26 protein-coding genes are annotated in these 26,355 nt (G+C 61.3%); 18 read left to right on the forward strand and 8 right to left on the reverse strand.

Annotation, left to right across the window (positions count from 1 at the left end):
• Window positions 1-9: 9 nt before the first annotated feature.
• Genes VWZ87_RS07465 through mdoH form a run of 3 tightly spaced genes read left to right on the forward strand, consistent with a single transcriptional unit; the run spans window position 10 to window position 4,708 of the window.
• Window positions 10-1,281 (forward strand): OpgC family protein, encoded by a 1,272-nt coding sequence (locus tag VWZ87_RS07465; protein ID WP_416536202.1) that lies wholly within the window; start codon window positions 10-12, stop codon window positions 1,279-1,281.
• Window positions 1,278-2,801: a glucan biosynthesis protein gene (locus tag VWZ87_RS07470; protein ID WP_416536204.1), complete on the forward strand. Its 1,524-nt coding sequence runs from the start codon at window positions 1,278-1,280 to the stop codon at window positions 2,799-2,801. The genes VWZ87_RS07465 and VWZ87_RS07470 overlap by 4 nt, the downstream gene beginning before the upstream one ends.
• The gene (mdoH, locus tag VWZ87_RS07475; protein ID WP_416536206.1) at window positions 2,798-4,708 is read left to right on the forward strand and encodes a glucans biosynthesis glucosyltransferase MdoH; all 1,911 of its coding nucleotides are present in this window, start codon (window positions 2,798-2,800) and stop codon (window positions 4,706-4,708) included. The genes VWZ87_RS07470 and mdoH overlap by 4 nt, the downstream gene beginning before the upstream one ends.
• Before the next feature lie 126 nt (window positions 4,709-4,834).
• Here the strand turns inward: mdoH and VWZ87_RS07480 are convergent, their stop codons facing one another.
• Window positions 4,835-5,695, reverse strand: coding sequence for an alpha/beta hydrolase family esterase (locus tag VWZ87_RS07480; RefSeq protein ID WP_416536208.1), 861 nt, complete (start codon window positions 5,693-5,695; stop codon window positions 4,835-4,837).
• Window positions 5,695-6,258, reverse strand: coding sequence for a rhodanese-like domain-containing protein (locus VWZ87_RS07485; RefSeq protein WP_416536210.1), 564 nt, complete (start codon window positions 6,256-6,258; stop codon window positions 5,695-5,697). The genes VWZ87_RS07480 and VWZ87_RS07485 overlap by 1 nt, the downstream gene beginning before the upstream one ends.
• A gap of 264 nt (window positions 6,259-6,522) precedes the next feature.
• On the opposite strand from VWZ87_RS07485, the gene VWZ87_RS07490 reads away from it, so the two are divergent.
• From VWZ87_RS07490 to selD, 7 genes are all read left to right on the forward strand, one after another.
• Window positions 6,523-9,384: a monovalent cation/H+ antiporter subunit A gene (locus tag VWZ87_RS07490; protein ID WP_416536212.1), complete on the forward strand. Its 2,862-nt coding sequence runs from the start codon at window positions 6,523-6,525 to the stop codon at window positions 9,382-9,384.
• 2 nt (window positions 9,385-9,386) lie between these two features.
• Window positions 9,387-9,740: a Na+/H+ antiporter subunit C gene (locus VWZ87_RS07495; RefSeq protein ID WP_340545289.1), complete on the forward strand. Its 354-nt coding sequence runs from the start codon at window positions 9,387-9,389 to the stop codon at window positions 9,738-9,740.
• Window positions 9,737-11,293 carry a monovalent cation/H+ antiporter subunit D gene (locus VWZ87_RS07500; RefSeq protein ID WP_416536214.1) on the forward strand — a complete coding sequence of 519 codons (1,557 nt, stop codon included), beginning with the start codon at window positions 9,737-9,739 and terminating at the stop codon, window positions 11,291-11,293. Before VWZ87_RS07495 ends, VWZ87_RS07500 begins: the two co-directional genes overlap by 4 nt.
• Window position 11,294: 1 nt before the next feature.
• Window positions 11,295-11,792, forward strand: coding sequence for a Na+/H+ antiporter subunit E (locus VWZ87_RS07505; protein WP_340545287.1), 498 nt, complete (start codon window positions 11,295-11,297; stop codon window positions 11,790-11,792).
• Entirely contained in the window at window positions 11,789-12,058 is a 270-nt protein-coding gene (locus tag VWZ87_RS07510; RefSeq protein ID WP_014874349.1) for a K+/H+ antiporter subunit F, read from the forward strand. The genes VWZ87_RS07505 and VWZ87_RS07510 overlap by 4 nt, the downstream gene beginning before the upstream one ends.
• Window positions 12,059-12,067: 9 nt before the next feature.
• Window positions 12,068-12,448 (forward strand): Na+/H+ antiporter subunit G, encoded by a 381-nt coding sequence (locus VWZ87_RS07515; protein WP_340545286.1) that lies wholly within the window; start codon window positions 12,068-12,070, stop codon window positions 12,446-12,448.
• 91 nt (window positions 12,449-12,539) lie between these two features.
• On the forward strand, window positions 12,540-14,699 hold the full coding sequence (gene selD / locus VWZ87_RS07520; RefSeq protein ID WP_416536310.1) for a selenide, water dikinase SelD: 2,160 nt from the start codon (window positions 12,540-12,542) through the stop codon (window positions 14,697-14,699).
• Window positions 14,700-14,707: 8 nt separating this feature from the next.
• Here the strand turns inward: selD and mnmH are convergent, their stop codons facing one another.
• Window positions 14,708-15,760 carry a tRNA 2-selenouridine(34) synthase MnmH gene (mnmH, locus tag VWZ87_RS07525; protein ID WP_416536216.1) on the reverse strand — a complete coding sequence of 351 codons (1,053 nt, stop codon included), beginning with the start codon at window positions 15,758-15,760 and terminating at the stop codon, window positions 14,708-14,710.
• Window positions 15,761-15,923: 163 nt separating this feature from the next.
• On the opposite strand from mnmH, the gene VWZ87_RS07530 reads away from it, so the two are divergent.
• Entirely contained in the window at window positions 15,924-16,415 is a 492-nt protein-coding gene (locus VWZ87_RS07530; RefSeq protein WP_416536217.1) for a MarR family winged helix-turn-helix transcriptional regulator, read from the forward strand.
• 117 nt (window positions 16,416-16,532) lie between these two features.
• Here the strand turns inward: VWZ87_RS07530 and VWZ87_RS07535 are convergent, their stop codons facing one another.
• Both VWZ87_RS07535 and VWZ87_RS07540 read right to left on the reverse strand, forming a co-directional pair.
• Window positions 16,533-16,841 (reverse strand): DUF1992 domain-containing protein, encoded by a 309-nt coding sequence (locus tag VWZ87_RS07535; RefSeq protein ID WP_416536219.1) that lies wholly within the window; start codon window positions 16,839-16,841, stop codon window positions 16,533-16,535.
• Between the two features lie 100 nt (window positions 16,842-16,941).
• Window positions 16,942-18,519 carry a bifunctional metallophosphatase/5'-nucleotidase gene (locus tag VWZ87_RS07540; protein ID WP_416536221.1) on the reverse strand — a complete coding sequence of 526 codons (1,578 nt, stop codon included), beginning with the start codon at window positions 18,517-18,519 and terminating at the stop codon, window positions 16,942-16,944.
• 154 nt (window positions 18,520-18,673) lie between these two features.
• Between VWZ87_RS07540 and VWZ87_RS07545 the strand changes: the two genes are divergently transcribed.
• From VWZ87_RS07545 to arsC, 3 genes are read left to right on the forward strand one after another with little or no spacing between them, the layout of a single operon-like run.
• Window positions 18,674-19,012 (forward strand): DUF952 domain-containing protein, encoded by a 339-nt coding sequence (locus tag VWZ87_RS07545; RefSeq protein WP_416536223.1) that lies wholly within the window; start codon window positions 18,674-18,676, stop codon window positions 19,010-19,012.
• Window positions 19,009-20,067 (forward strand): quinone-dependent dihydroorotate dehydrogenase, encoded by a 1,059-nt coding sequence (locus VWZ87_RS07550; RefSeq protein WP_416536225.1) that lies wholly within the window; start codon window positions 19,009-19,011, stop codon window positions 20,065-20,067. The genes VWZ87_RS07545 and VWZ87_RS07550 overlap by 4 nt, the downstream gene beginning before the upstream one ends.
• Window positions 20,064-20,405, forward strand: a complete 342-nt coding sequence (gene arsC, locus VWZ87_RS07555) for an arsenate reductase (glutaredoxin) (RefSeq protein WP_416536227.1) — start codon at window positions 20,064-20,066, stop codon at window positions 20,403-20,405. Before VWZ87_RS07550 ends, arsC begins: the two co-directional genes overlap by 4 nt.
• Before the next feature lie 79 nt (window positions 20,406-20,484).
• Here the strand turns inward: arsC and VWZ87_RS07560 are convergent, their stop codons facing one another.
• The 3 genes from VWZ87_RS07560 to VWZ87_RS07570 are packed head-to-tail and all read right to left on the reverse strand — an operon-like array spanning window position 20,485 to window position 22,807.
• Window positions 20,485-21,816 carry an MATE family efflux transporter gene (locus VWZ87_RS07560; protein WP_416536229.1) on the reverse strand — a complete coding sequence of 444 codons (1,332 nt, stop codon included), beginning with the start codon at window positions 21,814-21,816 and terminating at the stop codon, window positions 20,485-20,487.
• A gap of 5 nt (window positions 21,817-21,821) precedes the next feature.
• The gene (locus tag VWZ87_RS07565) at window positions 21,822-22,388 is read right to left on the reverse strand and encodes a PaaI family thioesterase (RefSeq protein ID WP_340545277.1); all 567 of its coding nucleotides are present in this window, start codon (window positions 22,386-22,388) and stop codon (window positions 21,822-21,824) included.
• On the reverse strand, window positions 22,385-22,807 hold the full coding sequence (locus tag VWZ87_RS07570; protein WP_340545276.1) for a PaaI family thioesterase: 423 nt from the start codon (window positions 22,805-22,807) through the stop codon (window positions 22,385-22,387). Before VWZ87_RS07570 ends, VWZ87_RS07565 begins: the two co-directional genes overlap by 4 nt.
• Window positions 22,808-22,922: 115 nt before the next feature.
• Here VWZ87_RS07570 and VWZ87_RS07575 point away from each other — a divergent pair, with 115 nt between their 5' ends.
• The 4 genes from VWZ87_RS07575 to VWZ87_RS07590 all read left to right on the forward strand — a co-directional run bounded on the left by VWZ87_RS07575 (window position 22,923) and on the right by VWZ87_RS07590 (window position 26,289).
• The gene (locus VWZ87_RS07575) at window positions 22,923-23,300 is read left to right on the forward strand and encodes a MerR family transcriptional regulator (protein WP_340545275.1); all 378 of its coding nucleotides are present in this window, start codon (window positions 22,923-22,925) and stop codon (window positions 23,298-23,300) included.
• 372 nt (window positions 23,301-23,672) lie between these two features.
• Window positions 23,673-24,074, forward strand: coding sequence for a MerR family transcriptional regulator (locus VWZ87_RS07580; protein ID WP_340545274.1), 402 nt, complete (start codon window positions 23,673-23,675; stop codon window positions 24,072-24,074).
• A 79-nt stretch (window positions 24,075-24,153) separates the two neighbouring features.
• Window positions 24,154-25,935, forward strand: coding sequence for an acyl-CoA dehydrogenase C-terminal domain-containing protein (locus tag VWZ87_RS07585; protein ID WP_416536231.1), 1,782 nt, complete (start codon window positions 24,154-24,156; stop codon window positions 25,933-25,935).
• 141 nt (window positions 25,936-26,076) lie between these two features.
• Window positions 26,077-26,289: a hypothetical protein gene (locus tag VWZ87_RS07590; RefSeq protein ID WP_340545272.1), complete on the forward strand. Its 213-nt coding sequence runs from the start codon at window positions 26,077-26,079 to the stop codon at window positions 26,287-26,289.
• Window positions 26,290-26,355: the final 66 nt, after the last annotated feature.

Below are 26,355 nucleotides of genomic sequence, written 5' to 3' on the forward strand. Positions count from 1 at the left end.
CAACAGCCTATGGCGACCATCTCGCCCTTTCCCGGTGCCAAGGGCACCGAGACCACTCCAGTGGCCAATCGCCCGGTTGCCCCGCAATCGGACGCGCAGACCCGCGCGCTTCGCGATCCCCGGCTGGATTTCTACCGCGGCATTGCGATGTTCATCATCCTGTGCGCTCATATTCCCGGGAACCGCTGGACCGGCTGGATTCCGGCCCGGTTTGGCTTCTCCGACGCGACGGAGATCTTTGTCTTCTGTTCGGGCATGGCCTCGGCCATCGCCTTTGGCGGCACCTTTGCCCGCCGCGGATGGCTAATTGGCAGCGCCCGCGTGGTGTTTCGCTGCTGGCAAGTCTACTGGGCCCATATCGGCCTGTTTGTCTTTCTCGCCACCACCATGGCGGCGCTGGATCTCTACGGGGCTTTTGACAAGAGCTATATTGCCTCGCTGAACCTGTTGCCGTTCTTTGAAAACCCGGTGCCGCAGCTGGTTGGGCTGATGACGCTCAGCTACGTGCCAAACTACTTTGACATTCTGCCGATGTATCTCGTCGTGTTGGGGCTGATGCCGCTGATGATGGGGCTGGAACGCGTCGGCGTCTGGGCAGTGGCGACCACCTCGATCGCGATCTGGCTGCTGGCCAACCCGTATATGATTGGCCTCGGGCCGAATGGGCTGTCGCTCTCCGCCGAACCCTGGTCGAGCCGCGAATGGTTTTTCAACCCCTTTGGCTGGCAGCTGCTGTTCTTCACCGGCTTTGCCTTCATGAAAGGCTGGCTGCCCGCCCCGCCAGTCTCACGCGGACTGATGATCATAGCGACCGCGTATCTGCTCCTGCTGGCGCCCTTCGGCTCCTGGAAAGTCTTCCTCTGGGTCGAAGCCTGGAACACCGGTCTGGCGGAGCTGATCCGACCGACCTGGCAGCTGACAGCCGAATGGCGGGAAAAAACCGACTTTGGCCTTTTGCGCTATGGCCATTTCCTGTCGCTAGCCTACCTCGGCTGGGTGGTTGCGGGCGAAGGCGGTCGCCGTCTGATCGCCTCCGGGCAATCCACACCCGCGCGGATCTGGGCCGTGCTGCTGTCGCTGATCACCAAAGTCGGTCAGCAATCGCTTGCGGTCTTTGTGTTTTCCATGGCGCTGGCCCGGTTGCTGGGCTTTGCCATGGATCTCACTGACAGGTCGATCATGACGACTGCATTTTTTAACCTCACCGGGTTTGGCCTGATCATCGGCTGCGCCTATATCGCTGCCTGGTTCAAATCACATCCATGGAAAACCAAGAGATGAAAGAATTCTCGCGACGCACCTTTCTGGCAACCGCCCTGGCCAGCACGGCCCCGCTTGCGCTTGGCGCGCCGACCTCGCCTGCGCGTGCGACCGGAGGCCCTGCATTCTCGCGCGAAACGGTTGTGGCGCTGGCGCGCGAGTTGGCGGCCGCCCCTTACGCGCCCCGGCCCAGCGTGCCGCAGGACTGGCAGGAGCAGACCTATGAGGAATACCAGACCCGCTGGTTCCGCAGCCGCGATGCGCTCTGGTCGAAGACCCCGCGCAGCTACAATGTCGATTTCTTTCTGCCCGGCCTTTATTTCCCGCGCCCGGTCGAGATCTACACCGTGGAAAACGGCCTCGCCCAGCCGGTGGCCTTTGACCTGTCGCTGTTTGACAAAACCGACAAAGCCCCCGACCTCAGCGTCGACGACAGCCTCGGCTACTCCGGTTTCCGGCTGCGGACCGATCTAAAGGAACCCGGCAAGAAAACGGAATTCTGCGTATTCCAGGGCGCGAGTTATTTCCGGGCCATCGGGGCTGCACATACCTATGGGTTGTCGGCGCGCGGCCTGGCGGTGAATACCGCTACCTCCAAGGGCGAAGAATTCCCTGAATTCATTGCCTTCTGGCTCGAAGCTCCAGTTCCCGGCCAAAAGAACATGATCGTCCATGCGCTGATGGATTCGCCGTCTGTCACCGGGGCCTACCGGTTTGACATATTGCCGGGGCAAGACACGGTGATGGATGTCGAGGCGCGCCTGTTTGCACGTGCGGAACTGGACAATATCGGGCTTGGACCACTCACCTCGATGTTCCTGTTTGATCAGACCAATCGCAACCGGTTTGACGATTTCCGCCCTGCGGTTCACGACAGCGACGGTCTGCTGGTGGTCAACGGCAACGGCGAGACCCTGTGGCGCCCACTGGCCAACCCCAAGACGCTGCAGCTGTCGTCCTTTGTCGATGAAAACCCGCGTGGCTTTGGCCTGATGCAGCGCCCGCGGCTGCTGTCTGATTATGAGGATCTGGAAGCGCATTATCACCAGCGCCCGGCGCTCTGGGTTGAGCCGAAGGGTGATTGGGGCAAAGGCGCCGTCACGCTGGTCGAAATCCCGGCGGACAAGGAAATCTACGACAATATCGTGGCCTATTGGCGCCCCCGCGACAGCTACGCCCCTGGCTCAGAGATTGCCATTGACTATCGGCTGACCTGGGGCAACGGCCCGGATCTGCCGGTGCCACAGGTGATCAACACCGCTGCGGGCGCGCGCATCTTTGGTGATCCGGGTCGGATCATCACCATCGATTTCGCCGCCCATCCGCTGTTTGCCGGTGGCGTTGATGATCTAAAGGCGCATATCACGTCACCTCATGTCACCCCAACCGAAGGCGTGTTGCAGCAAAACCCGGAAACTGGCGGGGTGCGGTTGGCCTTTGCCTTTGACCCGGGCGAACGCGACCACGTCGAATTGCGCGCTGAACTGCGCAAGGATGATCAGCCCGCCTCCGAAGTCTGGCTTTACCGGTGGACCAAATGACCAATTTCTCCCTGACCCCACCGGAACAACCGCTGGCTATGCCAGAGCAGAATTTCGGTGCCCATTTTCAGGATCACGCCTGCCCCTTACCCGGTGACAGCGTGGCAACCGGCGGACAGCCCAGCGAGTCAAGCCAGCGTCAGGTGGCGCTATGGCGTGTTCTGGCCTTCTCTCCGGCGATGGCCGCTACGGGGCTGTTGACCTGGGGTATGAAGGACTGGTTCGCGGCAGACGGGTTTTCCATGCTGGAGGTCGCACTTCTGGTGTTGATCGCGTTCAATTTCTTCTGGATCTGCTTTTCGGTCTCTACCGTCCTTCTGGGTCTCTGGGGCCTGTCCCAGCGCCCCCGCGCGCTGGGACGAGGCCGCCCGCAGCGGATGAAGGTCGCGCTCCTGATGCCGATCTACAACGAGGTCCCCTGGTATGTACTTGGCAATGCCCAATCCATGCTGGAAGAGCTGCACGCCCGTGGCGGTGTCCATGACTATGCAATGTTCATCCTGTCCGACACCCGCGACGATGCCATCGCCGCAGAGGAACGTGCCAGTGTCGAGGCCCTGCGCAGTATGCTCCCCGCAGGGGCCCAGCTCTATTATCGGCGCCGCGATGACAACGCAGGACGCAAGGTCGGCAATATCGCCGACTGGGTGCGCCGGTGGGGCGCCGGCTGGGACGCCATGCTGGTGCTCGATGCCGACAGCCTGATGACCGGGCGCGCCATTGCCCATCTGGCCGACGCGCTGGCCCGTGATCCCGGCGCAGGTCTGATCCAGAGCTATCCGCAGCTGATAGGTGCGCATTCCGTCTTTGGCCGGATGCAGCAGTTTGCCAACGGCGTCTACGGCCTGGCTCTGGCCGAAGGTCTAGCCCGCTGGGCAGGGCATGAAGGCAATTACTGGGGGCATAATGCGATCATCCGCACCCGTGCCTTTGCCGCCTGTGCGGGGCTGCCGCCGCTGCGCTCTGTCTTTGGTGGTGAAAAGCTGATCATGAGTCATGATTTCGTGGAGGCCGGGCTGCTGCGTCGCGCCGGTTGGAGCGTGCAGTTCCTGCCCCGCATTCGTGGGTCTTACGAAGAAACTCCGCAGACGCTGATTGATCACGTGCTGCGGGATCGGCGCTGGTGTCAGGGCAATCTACAGCACCTGAACCTGCTCAACGCCAAGGGGTTTCGCGCCTTGTCACGCTTTCATCTGCTGCATGGGGCCATCGGCTACCTGATGGCGCCAGTCTGGTTCGCCCTGCTGGTGATCTGGGCGCTGATCGGACGTGGCGAGGAAGCTTCGGTCCTGACCTATTTCAGTGAAACCAATCCGCTGATGCCCTCCTGGCCGGACATGTCAGAGCCGCGCCATGTGCTGGTGATCCTGCTCATCTATGCCATGCTGCTCGCCCCAAAGCTTCTGGCCGTGGCGGCGCTGCCGATGACCGGGAGCCGCTTCTCCGACTATGGCGGCGCGGGCGCCTTTGCCCTGTCACTGTTGACGGAAATCCTGCTCGCGATCCTTTATGCGCCGATCCTGATGGTTCAGCAGATGATCGCGGTGCTGCGCACCGCCTTTGGCCTCCAAAAGGGATGGGCGCCGCAGGCACGCGACGGTGGCAGCTACTCCTGGCGCACGCTGTTCACCTGCCACGCGCTGGAAACCGTCAGCGGCATCGCGCTGTGGACGGGGATTCTTGCCGGCGTGGTATCCGTCTGGCTATTGCCAATCGCCGTATCGCTGATCCTTGCGGTGCCCCTTTCGGCCCTGTCGGGCGTACCGTTGCAGCGCTTCGCCAAAGCCCTTCTGGCCACCCGTGAGGTCCATAACGAGCCCCGCATCACCCGCATCGCCCGTGCCAGACGGGACAGGTTGCGTCTGGCATTGGAGCGATCCCCCGCCCATCCCACAGCCGCTGAGTAAAAAAGACAGTTCAGGCGAAAATATCCACAATTTGCATCAAGTTGAAAATTCCGGCAGGAACCATCAGGTTTCGCCGGAATTTATTATTGAGAATTCACAGCCACCCCATCGACGCCACATGTTGCACTACTGCGACAGCGGGCGATCCTCGAACCAATCGGCAAGCCATGCGGCCCAGCCCTCCGGCACCCGGTGCCCGCCGTCGAAAAGCACCACGTCGATATCCGCGCCTGTACCGCAGGCCCATCGGCGCCGCAGGGTGCCACCTTCAGATCCGCTGTGGCTTGGCGCGTGTGTCGTGCAGCCGTTGGTATCGCGCCACAGCTCAAGCCCGGCAAAGATATCTCCCTGCTGAAAACGACGATTGCCAAGGTATCGGCCTTCCAGCGGCACCACCTCATCGCGCCAACCATGAGTGTGCATCAAACGCACCGGACCGGTGCAGCTCTCAGGCTGCGGCCGCCAGAAACTGCCCGCAATCGTTGCGTAAGCGGCAAATTGATCGGGGGTTGCACAGGCCAGATAGCTGACCATGAAGGCACCTGCGGAAAATCCTGATAAAACAACGGATTTCCGGTCGATATTAAACCTATGTTCAGCATCTGCCAGCACCGCCTCAAGAAACGCGGATTCGTCGCGGCCACCGAAATCCGGCAAGAACGCCCAAGTGCGAGGGCCACCGGGATTGCGCGGCAGCGCCGTGGGGGCGATCACCGCGTAGCCCCGATCGTTCAACCCATCGACCATCGCGCGATTGCGCAATGCAGCCTCACCCGACCCGCCGTAGCCGTGCAGGAACATCACCGCCGGCAGCGCTTTCTCATCGCCGGTATCCGGCAGCACGATGTGATAGTCGCCCCCGTCAATCTGGCAGGCATCGGCGAGGGGCCCGCATCCAGCCTGTAGCGCCGAGCCGAAAAGCAGGCCCGACAGAGCAACGCTTACGCCCGGCCAGAGGCGCCCCATACCTGCTATCACCCGTTTCATCAGCCCTGCCCCGTCCAGCGCGCGACCGGCAGATTACTGCGCAGCCATCCCGGCCCGGCGGCGGAGCCGAGCATCCCCTCCGGCACGTCGATCACATTTGTATAACCGGCCGCGTCCAGCGCCAGCGTCACCCGGGCGGAGCGCACACCGCGCGCGCAGATCAGGGCCAGCGGCGCGCTGCGATCACCACCGGTGACGCGATCAAGCGCGGCCAGAAAATCCTCACGCCGCATGTCGATCTGATGGCTGCCCACTGGCACACCGCTGGCCCGCCACTCACGCGGTGTGCGGATATCTACCAGGATCAGCTCCCCCGCCTTGGCCCTGGCAAATGCGTCCTCAACCGACAGGCGGGGACGGTCATGGGCCGGGGGTTGCCTGCGCCACCATGTATATCCACCGCCCCCCGCAATGGCGATCCCGGCGAAGGCCACACCGGCCTGAAGCAATCGACGCCGCGAGATCAACGGATCACCCGCCTCCGCCTCAGCTGCCGGGTCACTGTCCGCGCCATCAGTCTGAGGGCCGGAGTTATCTGACCGTTTTGATTGAGAATGCGACATCTGGCCTCTCCCCGCGCTGCCGGCGCCGTCCTACATGACCCAAGACCTAGCAGGTTCCTGCAAAGTGTTCAGCCTGAGACATCCCGCATGGTGATCAAGTTGTTGTCAACCTGACACCGGGCCGCGCCAAATTGCTGCCGCGGGCAAAAAACTCACCGGATCGCTGCCTTTGCAGGGTTTGCAGGCGCGGTCGGGGCTGGCACAGTTGCGAAAAATTGCTTAGGCACCAAACGATCTGGCCTTGTGCATGGAGGAGAACCGCACGTGTCCCTGTTCCTGATTGCAGCCCTGCCCTTTCTCGGCGCGGTATTCCCCGCGCTATTGATCCGTGCCGGGCGCAATGCCTCGGCATCGGCGGCAGGCCTGACAACATTGCTCGCGTTTGTCGGACTGATGCTGCACGCCCCGGCGGTGATGCGCGGCGAAGTTATTCAGGCGCAATTCGACTGGCTGCCGGCGCTTGGGCTGAATGCCAATTTCTTCCTCGACGGCCTGGGCTTTCTCTTTGCCGGGCTGATCCTTGGAATTGGCCTGCTGATCATCCTATATGCCCGGTTCTACCTGTCGCGCGAGGATCCGATGGGTAATTTCTACACCTATCTGCTGCTGTTTCAGGGCGCGATGGTGGGGATTGTCACCTCGGACAACATTCTGCTGCTGCTGATCTTCTGGGAGCTGACGTCGCTCAGTTCCTTCCTGCTGATCGGCTACTGGAAGCATCTGCCCGAAGGACGTCAGGGCGCGCGAATGGCGCTGACTGTTACCGGCGCCGGTGGCCTTGCCATGATCGGTGGCATGCTGATCCTCGGCAATATCGTCGGGTCTTATGATCTGACCGTGATCCTAGGCGCAAAGGAGGTCATTCAGGCTTCGCCGCTCTATCTGCCGGCCCTGATCCTGATCCTGATTGGCGCCTTCACCAAATCGGCGCAGTTCCCGTTTCATTTCTGGCTGCCGCACGCCATGGCCGCACCGACGCCGGTGTCGGCCTATCTCCACTCCGCAACCATGGTGAAGGCAGGCCTGTTCCTGATGGCGCGGATGTGGCCTGTGTTGGCCGGTACGCCGGAATGGTTCTACATCGTCGCAACGACGGGTCTGATCACGATGGTGCTGGGGGCGATCATTGCCCTGTTCAAGGATGATCTGAAGGCGCTTCTGGCCTTCTCCACCGTCAGCCACCTGGGCCTGATCACCATGCTTCTGGGGTTTGGTACCAAATTTGCTGCCGTCGCCGCCGTTTTCCACATCATCAACCATGCCACCTTCAAGGCGGCTCTGTTTATGAGCGCGGGCATTGTCGATCACGAGGCCCACACCCGCGACATCAAACGGCTGGGCGGCCTGCGGCACCTGATGCCGATCACCTTTGCCATCGCCACGGTCGCGGCCCTGTCGATGGCTGGCATTCCGCCCTTCAACGGTTTCCTGTCGAAGGAGATGATGCTGGAGGAAGCCGTTCACACGGTCTGGGCGGGTTCACATTATCTGGTGCCGGGTCTAGCGCTATTGGGGGCCTTGTTCTCCGCCGCTTATTCGTTCCGCTTCATCGCCCATGTCTTCCTCGGACCAAGGCGTGACGACTACCCTGCGACCCCGCATGATCCCGGCACCGGCATGTGGCTGGCCCCTGCGTTTCTGGTTGGTCTTGTCGTGCTGATCGGCCTGTTCTCGGCCAAGATCGTCGGGCCGTTGGTGGCCACTGCGGCCTCTGCCGTGATTGGTGGCGAGAAACTGCCCTATTATTCGCTGAAACTCTGGCACGGATTTACTCCGGCGCTTTATATGTCGATGGCGGCGGTTGCCGGGGGTGTCGTCCTGCTGATGCTGCACAAACCGCTGATGCGTATGTGGGATGCCGCACCGCGCCCGGAGGCGAAGGTGATTTTCGAGGCGCTGATCGGCGCGCTCACACGGCTTTCGCGTGCCATTACCGACGGTATGCACAATGGCTCGATGCCACGCTATGCCGGGATCATGATCACCTTTACCGCGGTACTGTCCTTCTATGCCTATCAATCCGGCACATTGGCGGCGCCGACCCGCAGCCTTCAGGATGTCGGGCTGATCCCGATCCTTGGCTGGGCCAGCCTGCTGATCGCAACCGGTTTTCTGGTTGCCATGCACCGCAACCGCCTGCTGGCGCTGGTGCTGATCGGCGTTGTTGGACTGGTGGTGTCGATGGGCTTTAACTACATGTCAGCGCCGGATCTCGCTCTGACGCAGATTTCGGTCGAAGTGGTCACCATCATTCTGATGCTGCTGGCGCTGAACTTCATGCCCAAGGAAACCCCGGTCGAAAGCTCTGGCGGCGCCCGCCTGCGCGACATCTCCATTGCCGGCATCTCAGGCCTTGGGGTTGCGGGGCTGATCTATGCACTGATGACCCGTGATTTCATCGGCGAGACGATTTCCGGCTTCCACCTTGAAAACTCCTACAAGGGCGGCGGCGGCACCAATGTCGTCAATGTGATCCTGGTGGATTTCCGAGGCTTCGACACCTTTGGCGAGATCATCGTTCTTGGCATTGCCGCGCTGGTGATCTTTGCGCTGACCGAGGCGGTGCTGGGCACCCGCGTGCGGGCCTATCTGCTGAACCGCAAGCCCGATCTGCCGCAGGCCGGTGACTCGCATCCGATGATGATGGTGGTGGCGACCCGCGTGATGATGCCGCTGGCGCTGATGGTGGCGGCCTATATCTTCTTCCGGGGGCACAACCTGCCCGGTGGCGGCTTTATCGCCGGGCTGATCGCGGCGATTGCGGTCATCATGCAATATATGGCGTCGGGCTTTGCCTGGGCGACCGAGCGGCAGCGCTACCCCTATCATGGCATCATCGGATCCGGTGTGCTGATCGCCGCCGCAACCGGCATGGGATCATGGTTCAGCGGCAAGCCCTTCCTGACCAGCGCCTTTGGGTACATCCACTGGGAACCGCTGGAAGAATTTGAATGGGCAACTGCTGCGCTGTTCGACCTTGGCGTGTTTCTGGCAGTTGTTGGCGCTGTGCTGCTGGCGCTGGAGAGCCTGTCACGCTTTGCCTGGCAGCCTGGCACCGACAGCACCCACGCGATGGATATCAACCCGGCCCGCGATGACGTGGCCATGACCGAGAACGAGGGCTGACTATGGAAATTCTAGTCGCTTCGGCCGTGGGCGTCCTGACCGCGGCCGGCATCTACCTGATCCTGCGCCGACGCAGCTTTCCCGTCATCCTCGGGCTGTCACTGATCTCCTATGCGGTGAACGTGTTCCTGTTTGCCACTGGCCGCTTGATGACCAACGCCCCTGCGATCCTCAATAAATACGAAGAGGTCCCCTATACCGACCCGCTGCCGCAGGCTCTGGTGCTGACCGCGATCGTGATCTCCTTTGGCATGACGGCCGTTGTGGTGATGATTGCGCTGGGGGCCTATCTGTCGTCGCAGGATGACCGGATCAATCTCAGCGATGATGATGCCAAAGTTGGAGATGACGCATGAACCACCTCGTGATTGCGCCGATTGTCCTGCCGGCAATCGTCGCGCCCTTTATTATCATGGTCCTGCGCTACCATCTGGACCTGCAACGGATCTTCTCGGTCGCCAGCAGCCTGCTGGTGCTCTGCCTGACCCTGGCGCTGGCAGCGCAGGCCGCCGACGGCACCGTGCAGGTCTATGAGCTGGGTGACTGGCCTGCGCCTTTTGGCATCGTGCTGGTGCTGGATCGCCTGTCGGCAATGATGATCGTCCTGACATCGGTTCTGGCGCTGGCTGTCGTGCTCTACGCGATTGGCACCGGCTGGGATTCTCGCGGCGCCAATTTCCACGCGCTGTTCCAGTTCCAGATCATGGGCATTCTCGGCGCCTTCATGACGGGCGATGCCTTCAACCTGTTCGTGTTCTTCGAAGTGCTGCTGATTGCCTCCTACGGGTTGATGATCCACGCAGGCGGCGCCAAGCGGTTTCAGGCCGGCGTGCAATATGTGGTCTACAACCTCCTGGGCTCGACCCTGTTCCTGTTTGCGCTCGGCACGATCTACGCCGTCACCGGCACGCTGAACATGGCCGATCTGGCGGTGCGCGTGGCCGAGATGTCGGGCGAGGAAACCGCCCTGCTGCGCGTTGGTGCGGTCATGCTGCTGCTGGTCTTCGCGATCAAGGCTGCGGTGCTGCCGCTGCATTTCTGGCTGCCCGCCTCCTACAGCCATGCCCCGCTGCCGGTGGCCGCGCTGTTTGCGATCATGACAAAGGTCGGCGCCTATGCAATCCTGCGGGTCTACACGCTGATCTTTGGCCCGGATGTTGCGATCACCCAAGGGCTGGTCGGCGATTGGCTGCTGCCTGCCGCCATGGTCACGCTGGCCGTCGGCGCCATCGGTGTCCTCGGCTCGCGCGAGATCGGGCGACTGGTCGCCTTTGGGGCGATCACCTCGATGGGGACACTGCTGATTTCCATTGCCCTGTTCACCCCTGCCGCAACCGGAGCCGCGCTCTACTACATCGTCCATTCGACGCTAGCGACGGCGCTGATGTTCCTGATTGCCGATCAGGTCATGGAACGCCAGGGCGGTGCTATTGCCGCCCTTCGTCTGATGCCGCAGAGCGGCTTGCTGTCGGTGATGTTCTTTATCGCCGCTATCGCGCTGGCCGGTATGCCACCAGTCTCCGGCTTCATCGGTAAGCTGCTGGTGATGGATGCCGCGCGCGATCATGACCTGGTCTGGTGGATCTGGGCGGTCATTCTGCTCGGCTCGCTTGTGACCATCGTTGGTCTGGCTCGTGCAGGCACGCTGATCTTCTGGAAAAGCCATGGTCTGCAGGCAACCGACGGCACGGTCGCATCCGATGCAGGTGACGAGGATCTTCTCGACGGCAACGCCACCGCAGCCCCAGCGGCGGCGCCGGTCCTGCCGCTTGTTGTCTGCTTTGGGCTGATGGCGGCGATTGTGCTGCTCACCCTCTTTGCCGGGCCGATGACCCGCTATGCCGACGCCACGGCGGCCCAGCTGTTCACCCCAACCGCCTACATCGAAACTGTCCTTGGGGGGCTTTGAAATGAAGCTGATGCGCCGCGTACTGCCACACCCGATCCTGACACTGGTGCTGACCGCAACCTGGCTGTTGCTGGTGAATGGCTGGTCGCTCAACTCGCTGGTGTTCGGATTCATGCTCGGGGTTTTGATCCCCTTCCTGACACAGCCCTACTGGCCCCAACAGCTGAAGATGAAAGGCCCGGTGAAGATCGTCGGCTACATCCTCATCGTACTCTATGATATCGTGGTGGCCAATCTGGTGGTGGCCAAGATCGTCCTGTTCAAATCCAATGCCAGCCGCCACCCCAATTGGGTGACGATCCCGCTGGACCTGCGCACACCCGAAGCGATCACGGTGCTGGCAGCGACCATCACCATGACACCGGGGACCGTCTCTGCCGATCTCTCAGCCGAAGGTCATGCGCTGCTGGTCCACTGCCTTGACGCGCCGGACCCCGAAGCGGTGCGCGACGAGATCAAGGACCGCTACGAACGCCGCCTGAAGGAGATTTTCGAATGATCGAAACAGCTGCAATCTTTGCGTTTGTCTGCTTTGCGCTGTCGCTGCTGATGAACCTGTGGAAAGTTGTCTCCGCCGAGGATGTTGCCGACCGGATCCTGGCGCTGGATACGATGTTCATCAACGCCATCGCGCTGATGGTGCTCTATGGGCTGGCGCTGGGAACCGAGATCTTCTTTGAGGCGGCAATGATCATCGCCATGCTGGGCTTCGTGTCCACAGTGGCCTATGCGCGCTTCATCCTGCGCGGCAATATCATCGAGTGAGGAGAGATCATGGACCTGTTCTTTGACATCGTGATCGCCGGATTTCTCGTGATCGGCGGCATCTTCGGTATAGTGGGATCATTTGGCCTGTTGAAGCTCAACGACCGCATGTCCCGGCTGCACGCGCCCACCAAGGCGACGACGCTGGGTGTTGGCGGTGTGCTGCTGGCCTCGATGACCCATGCCGCCGTCTACGAATACCACCTGTCGGTGCATGAGCTGATGATTACGCTATTTCTGTTCCTGACGGCGCCGATCACGGCAAATTTCATTGCCAAGGTTCACATCCACCGGCACGACACGCCAGACAGCCTGCCAGACGCAGGTAAAGATAAGATATGGGCGACGCATAAACTGCCCGAAAACGAAGTGATCGGCCCAGAGGTCTGATCTCCCAGCGCCCCCGCCCGTCCGGCGGGGGTCTTTCATCCGGGGCGGAGCCTGTCCGGGTGAGCCAGCCCAGCCCGGTGACACATAGATGATGCACGCAGCCCCCCTCCCCCTGACCAAAGACGTGGTATTGATCGGCGGCGGCCACACCCATGCGCTGGTGCTGCGCAAATGGGGTATGCGGCCCCTCGCCGGAGCGCGCCTGACCGTGATCAACCCCGGTCCGACCGCCCCCTACTCCGGCATGTTGCCGGGCTTTGTCGCCGGGCTTTACGCGCGCGAGGCGTTGGATATTGATCTGGTGAAGCTGGCACGCTTTGCCGGGGCGCGATTGGTGCTCGGGGCGGCTGATCACATCGACACCGATAGACGCGAGGTCCATGTCTCGGGCCGCCCCCCAATTGCCTATGACATTGCCGCAATCAACCTGGGCATCACCTCTGCCATGCCCGATATGCCGGGATTTGATGACCATGCGATCCCGGCAAAACCACTCGGCCGTTTTGCGGAAAGCTGGGCCGCGTATCTGCACGGCGACAGCGCCGCCCATGTTGCGGTGATCGGTGGCGGTGTGGCCGGAGTGGAGCTGATCCTCGCCATGGCCCATGCGCTGCGGGCCCGGGGCCGGACGGTGCAAGCCACGTTGATTGATCGCAGCGAAATCCTGACTGACACCGGCACCAAGTCCAGCGCCCCGCTGCGCGCTGCGCTGCGCGGTCTTGATGTCACCGTGATAGAACACGCGAAGATTGCCCAGATCGAGGCCACTCATGTGTTGCTGGCGGACGGCCGCGCAATCCGGTCCGATTTCACAACCGGGGCGGCGGGTGCACGTCCCTACCCCTGGCTCAACGGAACCGGGCTGGACCTGCACAGCGGGTTTCTCTCGGTTGATGCCTATTTGCAGACCAGTCGCAAAGGCGTCTTTGCTACCGGCGACTGCGCTCATTTCAGCCCCGACCCGCGTCCGAAGGCCGGGGTCTATGCGGTGCGTCAGGCGCCGATCCTCTATCATAATCTGCGCGCCAGCCTGACGCGGGATCCGCTGCGCCGCTACCGCCCGCAGAAAGACTATCTGAAACTGATCTCGATGGGCGGCAAAACCGCTGTTGGAGAACGCTTTGGACAGACCTTTTCGGGCGGTTGGATCTGGCGCTGGAAAGATCACATCGATCAGGGCTTCATGGCGCAGTTCCGTGATCTGCCGCAGATGGATCAGCCGGCGCTGCCCCCCGAACACACCCATGATCTGCCAGAGGCGCTTGGCCATAAACCGATGTGCGGAGGTTGCGGTGCCAAGGTTGGCGCGCGCACGCTCAAGGCGACGCTCCGATCGCAGCCGCATACTCAGCGCGCGGACATCACCCCGCTTCCCGGTGATGACGCCGCGCTGCTGATAACGGGCGGGCAAAGGCAGGTGATCAGTACAGATCACCTGCGGGCCTTTACCGCCGACCCCGTGGTGATGGCCCGTATCGCGGCGGTCCATGCGCTTGGCGATATCTGGGCGATGGGCGCCGAGCCGCAGGCCGCGACCGCCAACTTGATCCTGCCCCGACTGTCGGCGGAACTTCAGGCCCGGACCCTTGATGAAATCATGTCTGCCGCCGGTGACATCCTGAGGAAAGCCGGCGCCGAGATCGTTGGTGGCCACACCTCCGTGGGAGACGAGCTGACCATAGGGTTTACCGTGACCGGACTATGCGACGCGGCGCCCATCACCCTGGCCGGGGCACAGCCGGGTGACGCCCTGATCCTGACAAAACCGCTGGGCACCGGGGTGATCATGGCGGCGGAAATGGTGGGAAAGGCCGAGGGTGCCTGGGTCGCCGCGGCATTGACGTCGATGAGCCAGTCGCAGGACAAGACCGCCGAGCTTCTGCACGCCGCACATGCGATGACCGATGTGACCGGATTTGGCCTGCTGGGCCATCTGCTGGGGATTTGCGAAGCCTCCGCTGTTGGAGCTGAACTGGACCTCGGGGCAATTCCTGCGCTGCCCGGTGCCGCCGCACTGACAGCACGCGGGGTCAGGTCCTCGCTCTTTGAAGAGAATGCCGCGCTTTTGCCGCAGATAACCACCGGCGGGCCACAGGACCTGCTGTTCGATCCGCAGACTGCCGGTGGCCTGCTGGCCGCACTGCCGCGCGATCAGGCCGAGGCGCTCTTACCCGTACTCCGCAGATACGCAGCTGAGGCCGCGATCATCGGCCATATCACCGGCTCTGCGGGCGCGATCACGCTGATCTGAAGTTGCGGCTATAGCCGGTCCAGCTCAAGACGCAGATCCGCGGCCAGCCGGTCAAGATCGGGCTCCCGCAGGTCGGTTGCCCCCAGGGTGGTTATCACATCGGCACCGATGGCCCGGCGCGCAGTCTCATAGGCGGGGTCGTAATGCTGCGTGATGAGCGCCTCCGTCAGCGCCGGTTTGTCGCCTTCGGCAATCCTCTGCAACCAGCCATCGACCACCGCATTGGAGCGATGTGCCCGCAACCCATCGAGACGCACGCGCAGCATCTCAGTGTTTGACAGAATATCATCATAACCCGCCAGCAAGTATCGACAACGCGCCGCCACAGGTGCGTGGATTTCGATCCGCGGAGCCTGTTTCATGGCCGCCCAGAGCTGCGGTGGGATGATCCGTGCGCCGATCTTGCTCGACTCCGCCTCCACCAGCACCGGGCGTTTCGGGTTCATCCGTGCCAGTTGACCGGCCAATGCGGATTCAAACGCCTTCTGGCTGGGCTGCGGGGTTGGGTGATCGCCAAGCAGCGAGCCACGATGATGTGCCAGCCCCTCGAGGTCCAGAACCTGTGCGCCAAGCAGTCCAACACGCTGGAGGATATCGGTTTTTGCAGTGCCCGTGTAGCCATCCAGCGCCACGAAACGATGCGGCAACGCGGCTTTATAGAGATAGTCATGGACCAGTCTGCGGTAACTTTGGTAGCCGCCCTCGACCACATCCGCCCGCCATCCAATCTGCTGCAACAGCCAAGTAAAACTGCCGGACCGTTGCCCGCCGCGCCAACAGTAGACCAGCGGGCGCCAGGATCCCGGATGATGGCTCAGCCGTTGCTCAATATGGTCGGCAGCATTGCGAAACACCTTCGCCGCACCGACCTTGCGGGCCAGAAACGGACTTTGCTGGACATAGATCGTGCCAACTTCGGCGCGCTCTTCATTATCCAGAACCGGCAGGTTTATGGCCCCGGGCCAGTGATCCTCAGCAAATTCGGCGGGACTCCGCACGTCGATGACACAATCGTAGTCTTGAACGAGGATTTCGGATAGCGATGTAAAACGAAGGGCCATGTCTGATGATCTACCGCGCCGCGCGCGCAAGGAAAAGTCGCATTCCCTTTATACCTTAAACATTTTATTATGGATCAAAGATTCGTTTGAAATTCTATCTATAAACCGATCACAGCCGGTTCCCGGATGTGAACTGGATGCTTTTTCCAGCGGGAGGCAGGACATGGCAGAGCCACAGATAGATACCTTGCAGTTCCCCGGTCATCTGATCCGGCGGTTGCACCAGATCTCTGTTGCCCTGTTTGCGGATCATATGGCGCGCAATGACATCGACCTGACACCGGTACAGTTTGCCGCGATTGACGCCCTTGCCCACGAACCCGGTGTTGATCAGGCAACAATCGCGGCCCGCATTGCCTATGACCGCGCAACGCTTGGAAAAGTGATCGACCGGCTAGAGGCCAAGGGACTGATCCGGCGTGATATTTCTCCAGCTGATAGACGTGCGCGCGTTGTCACCCTGACCGAGGCTGGCCAGTCGCTCCTGAACAAAGCCATGCCGATTGTCGAGGCGCTACAGTCCGAAATCCTGACCGGCCTCAGCCCGGCGGAGCAGGTTCAGATCACCACATTGTTGACCAAGGCGACCCAGATCGGCGACCGGCTGCGCCGCGCTCCGCACCGCGCGCAAACAGGCTCGCAGAAGGAATTCTGACCCCGCTATCGCGCGGAGACGGCCCGGCAGCCATATGGTGAGTAGCGGATAACAAGCTGCCGACGCAGGACCCGAACAGCACCGTCAACGCCCTAGCCAGATCGCGTGCAACGCTGGTTATCGACCATAGGCCTTGCGCGCGAGGTCGATGCGGGCTTCCAGAATTGTCATTTCTTTCATGATATCACGGCGTTTTGAACGGTCGCCGGTATCGGCAAGCTGTTGGCGCAGAACCGCAAGCGTGCGCGACAGCGTGACGAACTCCGGCACACCGCCGCTCTCCTTGATCAATCGGTTGACCAGCGCATTCTCCGGGTCGTCAACCGGTGGCAACGGTTTGCCCGCTCCTGACAGGTTGTCAAAAGCGCCATCGGCCTCCGCCTTCTGGATACGCGCGTTGATAAGGTCAATCAGGGGGTGATCCATAACGGTGTTATGCCGCAGCTGACAGGAAAAACAAAGACCGCGCCGAAGATACGGCGCGGTCCAGTCTGGGTTGTTGAGGCAGCGCAATAGCTGCGCCCGGTCACTTCTGGCTGATGCGGCCGTCGGTGTAGGGCTTATAGGGGGAGTTCTCGACCAGATACTCTGCCAAGACATCCGCCAGATCCGGGCCAAAGTCATAGGCGTTCTTGTCGTCGCCTGCGAAGACCTTGTAGCCATCACCGCCATTGCGGACGTAGTTGTTTGTCACGACAACATAGGTCTTGGCCGGATCAATCGGCACGAAGCTGTCGCCTTCGCTCACCATGACCTCCTGAATGCGGCCCTCATTGGGTGCAACCGACGGATCCCAGGTAAATTTCAGACCAGCGACCTGCGGGAAGCGGCCCTTGACCTCTTCAACCTGGCTCACCCCGTTTTCCAGGGCCGCGATGACGTCCTCGCCAGTGATTTCAAAGGTCGAGAGCGTGTTCTGGAACGGCAGGACCGTCAGGACCTCTCCCATCGTGACCTCGCCCGGCTCCAGGCTCGCACGGATACCGCCCGAGTTGGCAATCGCAATGCTGACACCCTGATCCTTCACTCGGTCCAGCATCGCATCGGCCACCAGGTTGCCCATCTGGCATTCCTGAACACGGCAATTGTCGCGGTCGCCGTCAACAGCTTCTGCGCTCTCGGCCACAACCTTGTTGCGGATCTCGTCCAGCGGTTTGGCCAGCTCGGCGATGCGTGCGACGGTATCCGCATCCTCGGTGACGGTGCCATCCATAATCAGAGGTTCGCCAACCGCTTCGACGACATTGCCTGCATCATCGAAGGTCACGTTCAGCTCACCCAGGAACTTGCCATAGGCATAGGCCTGCACGATGGCCACATCATTGACCATGGTCGGGTATGGCCCTGAAGCATCTTCCGAAGTGTTGGAAAGATAGGTGTTGCTGTGCCCACCCACGATGACGTCCACACCCGTGGTGCCCGCCGCAACGCGCTGATCCACGGCATAGCCCGAATGGCTCAGCACGATGATCTTGTTGACGCCCTCGGCGGTCAGCCGGTCGACCTCCCCCTGCACGGCATCAACCGGGTTGGTGAAGGTGATGTTTTTGCCCGGGCTGGCCAGATCGGGCGTATCTTCGGGAGTGAGGCCGATCAGGCCGATCTTTTCACCGCCGCGTTCGATCACGGTGGATTTCTTCAGCACATCGGCCAAGGCAGGCTCAGCGCTGACATCGGCATTGGACATCAGAACCGGAAACTGAACCGAATCCATGAACCCGCGCAGGACCTCCGGGCCATCATCGAACTCGTGGTTGCCGACAGTCATGCCGTCATAGCCAAGCTTATTCATCATCTCGGCGGCAACTTTGCCCTTATAGTAGGTGTAGTAGAGCGAGCCCTGAAACTGGTCGCCACCATCAACAAGAATGCTGTTGTTGCTGCGCGCGCGCGCATCCGCCAGCGCAGTTACCAGACGTGCAGATCCGCCAAAGCACTTGCCCTCGGCATTGTCCCCTTCGCGGCAGCCGCTGTCATACTTGCTGATCGGCTCAAACCGCGAATGAAAGTCATTGGTGTGCAGGATGGTCAGCTTGTAGTCGGCTGCGGCTACGCCCGCCGTCAGGCCAAGCGCGGCAACAGACGTCAGAAAACGCGTCATCATGGAAACATACTCCCTTATTATTTTTCTATTGCCGGATGGTGAGGGGAAATGCGGGCGCAGTCAAAGGGGAAAAATTCATCGCCGTGCTGTCTTTGCGTCAAGACCGATCATATTCAGCCTTGATTCACCTCTGCGCGCAGGGCATCACCGCGCCATGCTCATCTATAAAATCTTCCGCACCGACGAATGGACCACCCTTCAGGCAGAGGGTGAGACCCTCGGCGCCCCCATCGATCTGAGCGATGGGTACATTCATTTCTCCACCGCCGACCAGTCCCAGGAGACCGCAGCCAAGCATTTTGCCGGAGTTGACGGGCTTTGGCTGATTGCGGTCGATGCCGAACGGCTGGGGCTAGACCTGCGCTGGGAAGTGTCGCGGGGCGGCGCCGAGTTTCCCCATCTCTACCGCAAGATGACCATGACTGATGTGGTCTGGGCGAGACCGCTGCCGCTGGTCGACGGCACCCATCAGTTCCCGGAGGATACTGCGTGAGCCTCGTTGAACGTCTTGCCCTTGGTGCGCTGCATCGCTGCGACCCGGAGACCGCCCACGGCCTGTCGATCAAGGCGCTGAAACTGGGGCTGACGCCCGCCCCCGGCCCGGTCACCTCCCAGCGTCTTGCGACCGAGATCGCCGGTCTGTCCCTGCCAAATCCGGTTGGCTTGGCGGCGGGATTTGACAAGAACGCCGAAGCACTGCGCCCGCTCTCTCAGGCCGGGTTCGGTTTTATCGAGGTGGGAGCCGCGACGCCGCGCCCGCAACCCGGCAACCCCAAGCCGCGCCTGTTTCGTCTGACCGAAGATCAGGCGGCTATCAACAGGTTCGGCTTCAACAACGACGGCATGAGCGTGATCGGCCAGCGTCTTGCGGCCCGCCCGCGCGATGCTGTGATCGGCCTCAACCTTGGGGCCAACAAGGACAGCAGCGACCGCGCTGCCGATTTTGCCAAGGTGCTAGCCCATTGTGGGGCGCATCTGGATTTTGCGACGATAAATGTCTCCTCGCCCAACACCGAGAAACTGCGCGATCTGCAGGGCAAGGCCGCCCTGTCAGCGCTGCTCAGCGGCGTGATTGAGACGCGGAACGGGCTGGACCAGCGGGTGCCGGTGTTCCTGAAAATCGCCCCCGACCTTGACCGCGCCGGGATCGAGGATATTGCCGAGGTGGCGCTCGAAACCGGTATTGATGCGGTGATCGCCACCAATACAACGCTTGATCGCGACGGGCTGAACAGTGCGCATCGTGGCGAAACGGGCGGCCTGTCTGGCGCGCCGCTGTTTGAGAAATCCACCCGCGTTCTGGCGCAGCTTTCCGAGCTTCTGGACGGTCGGGTGCCTCTGATTGGCGTGGGCGGCATCTCCACAGCCGAACAGGCCTATGCCAAGATCTGCGCCGGCGCATCGGCGGTCCAGTTTTATACCGCCATGGTCTATGCCGGGCTGTCATTGGCCGGAGAGATCGCGCGCGGGCTGGACCAGCTGCTGGCCCGCGACGGTTTTGACACTGTCGCAGATGCCGTCGGCATCAAACGCGGGGACTGGCTATGATCACCTACTGGCACAATCCGCGCTGCTCAAAATCCCGTGCGGGCCTTGCCCTGCTTGAGGAGGCCGGAACAGCGGTCACCCTGCGCCTTTATCTGAAAGATGCGCCCTCGGAGGCAGAGCTGGCGGAGGTTCAGGCCAAACTGGGTGTCACTGCAATTGAGATGATGCGCAGCGGCGATGCCACCTTCAAGGAGCAGAACCTCAGCCCATCGGATGATGACGCAACGCTGATCGCGGCGATGGCCGCGCATCCGATCCTGATTGAGCGCCCCATCGCCATTTCGGAAACAGCAGCCGTCATAGGCCGTCCTACCGAAGCGCTGAAAAAACTGCTCTGACAGGAGCTGCCCGAAACAGTGGCCGCCTGAAACAGTCGCCATCTGAAACACAGCTGCTCTCTTTCAGCCCATCCCCGATCTATGCGCCGACCTGCGCTTCGAGCCGTGGATAGCGCAGACCAAGCGTCGCACCTCGCGCAAGGTTCAACACCATCAATGCCGCCCAAAGCCCGTGATTGCCGAGGAGCGGCACCAGAACCAACAGGGCCACAACGTAGACCGCCACTGATTGCAGCATCGCGATCCGCATGTCCCGCGTCCAGGTCGCCCCGATGTAGATCCCGTCGAACATATAGCTGGCCACACTGAGCAGCGGTAATATCGCAGCCCAGATCAGGTAATCCCGCCCGGCTGCCCGCACCTCAGGCGAAGTGGACATGACATCGATGAGCCAACCACCGCCCAGCCAGAACAGCAGCCCCAGTGCGATTGCGCCGCCCACGCCCCATTGGCTGGTCACCACCGCCGCCCGTCGCAGCTGCATCCGCGCCTTTGCACCGACCGCGCTGCCCACCAGCGCCTCGGCAGAAAAGGCAAAACCGTCGAGCGCAAAGGCCGTTATCTCAACGAATTGCAGCAACACCTGATTGGCTGCGAGCGTCACATCGCCCAGATCGGCGCCGATGAACAGAAAGGTCGTAAAGGATCCGGTCAGCAGCACCGAGCGGATCATGATATCGCCATTGACCTGCATCATGCGTTTCAGCCGCACAGGATCGAACACACGGGCCCAGTTGCGCCACTGGCTGCCCGCAAAGGCATCGCGGCACAGCCACAGCCCCAGCGCAAGACCGCTCCATTCCGCGATCAGGGTTGCGACCGCGACCCCTTCGACTCCCCAGCCCAGCCCCAGCACGAACCAGAGATCCAGCAGAATATTGAGACCGTTCATCCAGATTTGCAGGGCAAAAACACCGCGTGTGCGTTCAACCGCGATCAGCCAGCCTGTGACCGCATATAGCGCGATGGTCGCAGGGGCACCCCAGATGCGAATCTGAAGGTAATCCCGCGCCAGCCCTTCGACCTCGGCACTGGCAGGGGCCAGCGCAAAGGCCCCCCAGAACACCGCGACCTGTCCAACAATGAACACAAGGCCCGCAGCAAAGGCCAGCAGGATCCCCCGGGTGAGCAGCGCGCCCGTTTCTGCCCAGTCTCCAGCCCCGCGGGCCTGCGCGGCGAGACCCGTGGTGCCCATCCGCAGAAAACCGAAGATCCAATAGATCGTCGCCAGAATGACCGCACCGATGCCCACCGCCCCAATAGGAGCCGCCTGCCCCATCTGGCCGACAACTCCGGTATCCACGGCCCCCAGAATAGGCACCGTCGCATTCGAGAGAACAATCGGCAGCGCAATCTTCAGCACCCGCGCATGGCTGATCGGTTCCGGCACCTCGGCGCTGGCCGTGGACATGCGTTCTAGCCCTTGTCCCGAGGCGCGGCATCGGCCACGAAGTCCGGCGCGGCAGACCCCTGTTTTGCCGCCTCCTGCGGCATCAGGAAATGGCCCGTGGCCTGGGCGAACAATTTGTCCCTGTGATCCTGCCAGGCCGCCACATGGACCGAGGCATAACGCCGACCGGACCGGGACACGGTGGCGCGTGCATAGGCATCTCGCGGCAGCCCGGAACGCAGGTAATCCACTGTGAAATCAATGGTCTTCGGCTGGCGTGGCAATTTACCTGCGGCCAGTTCCTCAACATCGAGCGTGCCGCTTTCGATACGCTCCCACAGGTTGGCCCAGGTCAGGGTCATCACGGCTGTCACCTCCAGAAAGGCCGCTGTGACACCACCGTGGATGGCGGGCAGAAACGGGTTACCGATCAGCTTGTGATCGAAATTTAGCTGCGCCGTCAGCTCATCGCCGCGACGATCAAACGTGATGTTGAGAAAACGCGCATAGGGCACGGATTCCACAAGCGCGGCGAGGGCAGCGTCGCGCCGTTGCTTCACCACCTGAACGGGTTCGGGACGGGGGCGGCTCAAAATTTTGCCTCCACGGTAAAGGCGCCAACCGCCGTGGCGACGGGATGTGCCTCATCCTCGTCCATCGCCGTCGCACGGACGAAGGCGACATTGCGGGTCATGTGATGACAGGTCGCGCGGGTCACGATCCGCTGCCCGGGAGTGGCTGCACGCATGTAGTCGATACGCAGGTCGATCGTGGCGGTGCCGCCCGGCGCCGACGGATGGCACATCACCGCCGCGCCGCAGCAGGTATCCATCAGCGCCGACACCGCGCCACCGTGGATCACCCCGGTTTCAGGGTCGCCGATCAGTTTCTCATCATAGGGCATCACGATCTCGGCCGTGCCATCCCCCAGTTCCGTGAGGGTCATCCCCAGTTCCTGCGCATGCGGGATGGCTTCTATGAACTGTCGCGCGAGCTGCGTCTTGTCGACCATGGGCTTCCCCGTTCCTATGTTTTCCTCTTTATCGGCCAGACCTTGGCCGAAGAGCAACCCCGGCGGTTGAACCCTTTGCCGGTTGTGCTTAGTTTGCGGGTAAGGGAGATACGGAATGACCGAACAGAAATTGTCATTCAAGGAGATGTGCAGCGAATTCGACGTGACCCCGCGCACGCTTCGCTACTATGAGTACATCGAATTGTTGCAACCCGATCGCGAAGGCCGGTCGCGGTTTTACGGTGCCCGCGAGCGGGCCCGGATGAAGCTGATTATGCGGGGACGCAAGTTCGGCTTCCAGCTCGAAGAAATCCGCCAGTGGCTGCTGATCTATGAAAACGAGGGCGATGAGGCTCAAAATCGCGCCTTTGTCGAAATGGCCGACCGCCAGATGGAAGAGCTGCGCAAGCAGCGCGAACAGCTCGACGAAGCGCTTCAGGAACTCCACGATCTGCGAGCCACCACGCTCAACCTGCTGAAACAAGACGCCTGATCCCAGCCGACCAAGCGTCAGGTTGGATCCGCTTTTGACACTCAACGCCCCGCCGACTGGTGGGGCGTTTGCCGTTCTGCGGACTCGTCAGCACGTGATCTGCCGTCCATGTGACGGATGTTCCAATCAAAAAAATCGAACATAATCCACGCGAAAAAGCCCGATAATTTTGTCGGTAATTTGCACGATCGCCCTATTTTAAGGGCTGATAGCCAAACCCGAAACGAAGTAACGTTGCGTCAGTTCGGTGGATCCTACGTCACCTCGGAAAGTGACGCAGCGTTCAACTTACGTCAACGTCAAGTTGCTGTTGTAAACGACGGGCAAGCTGCTCACCTTAGTCTCACAACCCAGCAGTTATGAGTTACGACGATGACCGATGAAACCAAGACCATCCGCCAGATGTGCGATGAGTTCGGCGTTACGCCGCGTACATTGCGGTTTTACGAAGCCAAGGAGTTGCTGTTCCCGATCCGCGAGGGTCAGAAACGCCTCTTTACCAAACGCGACCAGGCCCGGCTCAAGCTGATCCTGCGCGGCAAGCGGTTTGGCTTCAGCCTCGAGGAAATCCGGCAACTTCTGAATCTCTATCATATGGGCGACCAGCAGCTGACGCAGTTGACCCGCACCTATGACATCGCCTGCGACCGGCTCGCCGATATGGAGCGGCAGCGCGATGAGCTGAACGAGGCCATTGACGATCTGAAAGAGCAGCTGCGTTGGGGCGAACGTGTGATCGCCTCGATGAGCGCCAAACAAGAAGCCGCGGAATAGATCCCGGCCCCCATGCCTGCCTGTCCCAAGATGGGAGAGGCAACCAGACCGACACCGCAGAACCACAGCGAGGACCGCGATGCCCAGTTACACCGCCCCGATCAAAGACACTCAGTTCATTCTTCACAATGTTCTGAAGATCTCTGAAAGCGCCATTCCCGGCTATGACGAGCTGGACGCCGATTTCACCAATGCCGTGCTGGAAGAAGCAGGCAAGATCTCCAGCGAAGTCCTGCACCCGCTGAACACCGTCGGCGATACCGAAGGCTGCCGCCTTGAAAACGGCGTCGTCTACACACCGACCGGGTTCAAGGCTGCGTTTGAGCAGGTCAAGGAAGGCGGCTGGACCGGTCTCGACATGCCGGAAGAATACGGTGGCCAGAACATGCCCTATATCATGGGCACAGCCGTGGGCGAGATGTTCTCCGCTGCGAACCAGGCCTTCACCATGTATCAGGGCCTGACCCATGGCGCCGCGTCGGCGATCCTCGCCCATGGTAGCGACGCCCAGAAAGATACCTATCTGCCGAAAATGGTGTCCTGCGAATGGACCGGCACGATGAACCTGACCGAACCGCACTGCGGCACCGATCTGGGTCTGATGCGCACGAAGGCCGAACCGCAGGATGACGGCAGCTACAAGATCACCGGCCAGAAGATCTTCATCTCCTCCGGTGATCACGACATGGCCGACAACATCATCCATCTGGTGCTGGCCAAGATCCCCGGCGGCCCCGAGGGCATCAAAGGCGTGTCGCTCTTCATCGTGCCGAAGTTTATGGTGAACGAGGACGGCTCGCTCGGCGAACGCAATGGTGTCTCCGTTGGCAAGATCGAAGAAAAGATGGGCATCCACGGCAACTCGACCTGTGTGATGAACTACGACAGCGCAACCGGCTACCTGCTCGGCACCGAGCACAAGGGCATGCGCGCCATGTTCACGATGATGAACGAAGCCCGCCTCGGCGTTGGCATGCAGGGTCTGGCTCAGGCCGACGCCGCCTATCAGAACGCCTTGGAATATGCCAAGGACCGTCTTCAGGGTCGCGACGTGACCGGCGCCAAGAACCCGGAAGGCCCGGCAGACCCGCTGATCGTCCACCCGGACATCCGCCGCAACCTGATGGATCAGAAAAGCTTTGCCGAAGGCGCGCGCGCATTCATCCTCTGGGGCGCAAAGATGATCGACCAGGCGCATCGCGCCGAGGATAAGAATGCCGACGGGCTGATCTCGCTGCTGACACCGGTCATCAAAGGCTTCCTGACCGATCAGGGTTATGACATGACCGTTCAGGCACAGCAGATCTACGGCGGTCACGGCTACATCGAAGAATGGGGCATGTCGCAATACACCCGCGATGCCCGGATCGCGATGATCTACGAAGGCGCCAATGGCGTTCAGGCGCTGGATCTGGTCGGCCGCAAGCTGGCGCAGGATGGCGGCAAACATGTCATGGCCTTCTTCGAGATGGTGAAGAATTTCTGCAAAGAAAACGGAGACATCTCCGACGCTTACAGCAAGGAGTTCATCGACCCTCTGAAAGCCGCGTCGAAGGACCTTCAGGCCGCTGGCATGTATTTCATGCAAAACGGCATGACCAACCCGAACAATGCGCTGTCTGGGTCTTATGACTTCATGCACATGTTTGGTCACGTCTGCCTCGGCCTGATGTGGGCGGAGATGGCCAAGGCGGCACAGGCAGAGCTTGACGCCGGGTCTTCTGACGCCGCGTTCTACGAGACAAAAATCGCGACCGGGCGGTATTACATGGCACGCAGGCTGCCTGCGACGGCGCTGCACCTCAGCCGTATCCAGACCGGCGGCGACACGGTGATGGCACTGGCGGCAGACCAGTTCTGAAGCGCAGTTTGATCACCTCGGGGCCCCTTTTCGTGAGGGTCTCCGACACCGCCCCCGTCTGATCATCGGGGCGGCAGGATAACAGGCGATCCGGGCCATCTGGGGCGCCAGAACCAGGGCGTCGCAATCGGAGGAGAGACAATGCCCAAACGCTTTCGCCTCACGCGCCGCCTGCCGGTTGCCATGACCGAAGACGGCTATCGCCGCTTGCGCCGATTTTCGCAGGAGGCCGGCCTCGACGAAGGCGAAGCCCTCTCCTTCCTGTTTGAGAATTTCGACAGCGTCACAGATCGCGACAACCTCACCCACCGGCTGCGGCTCTTCAATGCCGAGCTTGAGGACCGCAAGAAATAGGCCGGCCCACACCGTCCAAAGAAAACAGATGCCACAAGGCACGAGACAGCCACCAAAGGGGAGCCC

Origin of the sequence: Phaeobacter sp. JH20_37, assembly GCF_048056015.1 — a bacterium.
Taxonomy (GTDB): Bacteria; Pseudomonadota; Alphaproteobacteria; order Rhodobacterales; family Rhodobacteraceae; genus Phaeobacter; species Phaeobacter bryozoorum.

Bases quoted from the DNA above. Each gene is read 5' to 3' on its own strand.
- VWZ87_RS07465 (WP_416536202.1), top strand. From the start codon at position 10: ATGGCGACCATCTCGCCCTTTCCCGGTGCCAAGGGCACCGAGACCACT.
- mdoH (WP_416536206.1), top strand. From the start codon at position 2,798: ATGACCAATTTCTCCCTGACCCCACCGGAACAACCGCTGGCTATGCCA.
- VWZ87_RS07510 (WP_014874349.1), top strand. From the start codon at position 11,789: ATGATCGAAACAGCTGCAATCTTTGCGTTTGTCTGCTTTGCGCTGTCG.
- VWZ87_RS07505 (WP_340545287.1), top strand. From the start codon at position 11,295: ATGAAGCTGATGCGCCGCGTACTGCCACACCCGATCCTGACACTGGTG.
- VWZ87_RS07485 (WP_416536210.1), bottom strand. From the start codon at position 6,258: ATGTCGCATTCTCAATCAAAACGGTCAGATAACTCCGGCCCTCAGACT.
- VWZ87_RS07535 (WP_416536219.1), bottom strand. From the start codon at position 16,841: ATGGATCACCCCCTGATTGACCTTATCAACGCGCGTATCCAGAAGGCG.
- VWZ87_RS07530 (WP_416536217.1), top strand. From the start codon at position 15,924: ATGGCAGAGCCACAGATAGATACCTTGCAGTTCCCCGGTCATCTGATC.
- VWZ87_RS07570 (WP_340545276.1), bottom strand. From the start codon at position 22,807: ATGGTCGACAAGACGCAGCTCGCGCGACAGTTCATAGAAGCCATCCCG.
- VWZ87_RS07575 (WP_340545275.1), top strand. From the start codon at position 22,923: ATGACCGAACAGAAATTGTCATTCAAGGAGATGTGCAGCGAATTCGAC.
- VWZ87_RS07470 (WP_416536204.1), top strand. From the start codon at position 1,278: ATGAAAGAATTCTCGCGACGCACCTTTCTGGCAACCGCCCTGGCCAGC.
- VWZ87_RS07495 (WP_340545289.1), top strand. From the start codon at position 9,387: ATGGAAATTCTAGTCGCTTCGGCCGTGGGCGTCCTGACCGCGGCCGGC.
- VWZ87_RS07560 (WP_416536229.1), bottom strand. From the start codon at position 21,816: ATGTCCACGGCCAGCGCCGAGGTGCCGGAACCGATCAGCCATGCGCGG.
- VWZ87_RS07580 (WP_340545274.1), top strand. From the start codon at position 23,673: ATGACCGATGAAACCAAGACCATCCGCCAGATGTGCGATGAGTTCGGC.
- selD (WP_416536310.1), top strand. From the start codon at position 12,540: ATGCACGCAGCCCCCCTCCCCCTGACCAAAGACGTGGTATTGATCGGC.
- VWZ87_RS07500 (WP_416536214.1), top strand. From the start codon at position 9,737: ATGAACCACCTCGTGATTGCGCCGATTGTCCTGCCGGCAATCGTCGCG.
- VWZ87_RS07545 (WP_416536223.1), top strand. From the start codon at position 18,674: ATGCTCATCTATAAAATCTTCCGCACCGACGAATGGACCACCCTTCAG.
- mnmH (WP_416536216.1), bottom strand. From the start codon at position 15,760: ATGGCCCTTCGTTTTACATCGCTATCCGAAATCCTCGTTCAAGACTAC.
- VWZ87_RS07585 (WP_416536231.1), top strand. From the start codon at position 24,154: ATGCCCAGTTACACCGCCCCGATCAAAGACACTCAGTTCATTCTTCAC.
- VWZ87_RS07515 (WP_340545286.1), top strand. From the start codon at position 12,068: ATGGACCTGTTCTTTGACATCGTGATCGCCGGATTTCTCGTGATCGGC.
- VWZ87_RS07540 (WP_416536221.1), bottom strand. From the start codon at position 18,519: ATGATGACGCGTTTTCTGACGTCTGTTGCCGCGCTTGGCCTGACGGCG.
- arsC (WP_416536227.1), top strand. From the start codon at position 20,064: ATGATCACCTACTGGCACAATCCGCGCTGCTCAAAATCCCGTGCGGGC.
- VWZ87_RS07480 (WP_416536208.1), bottom strand. From the start codon at position 5,695: ATGAAACGGGTGATAGCAGGTATGGGGCGCCTCTGGCCGGGCGTAAGC.
- VWZ87_RS07590 (WP_340545272.1), top strand. From the start codon at position 26,077: ATGCCCAAACGCTTTCGCCTCACGCGCCGCCTGCCGGTTGCCATGACC.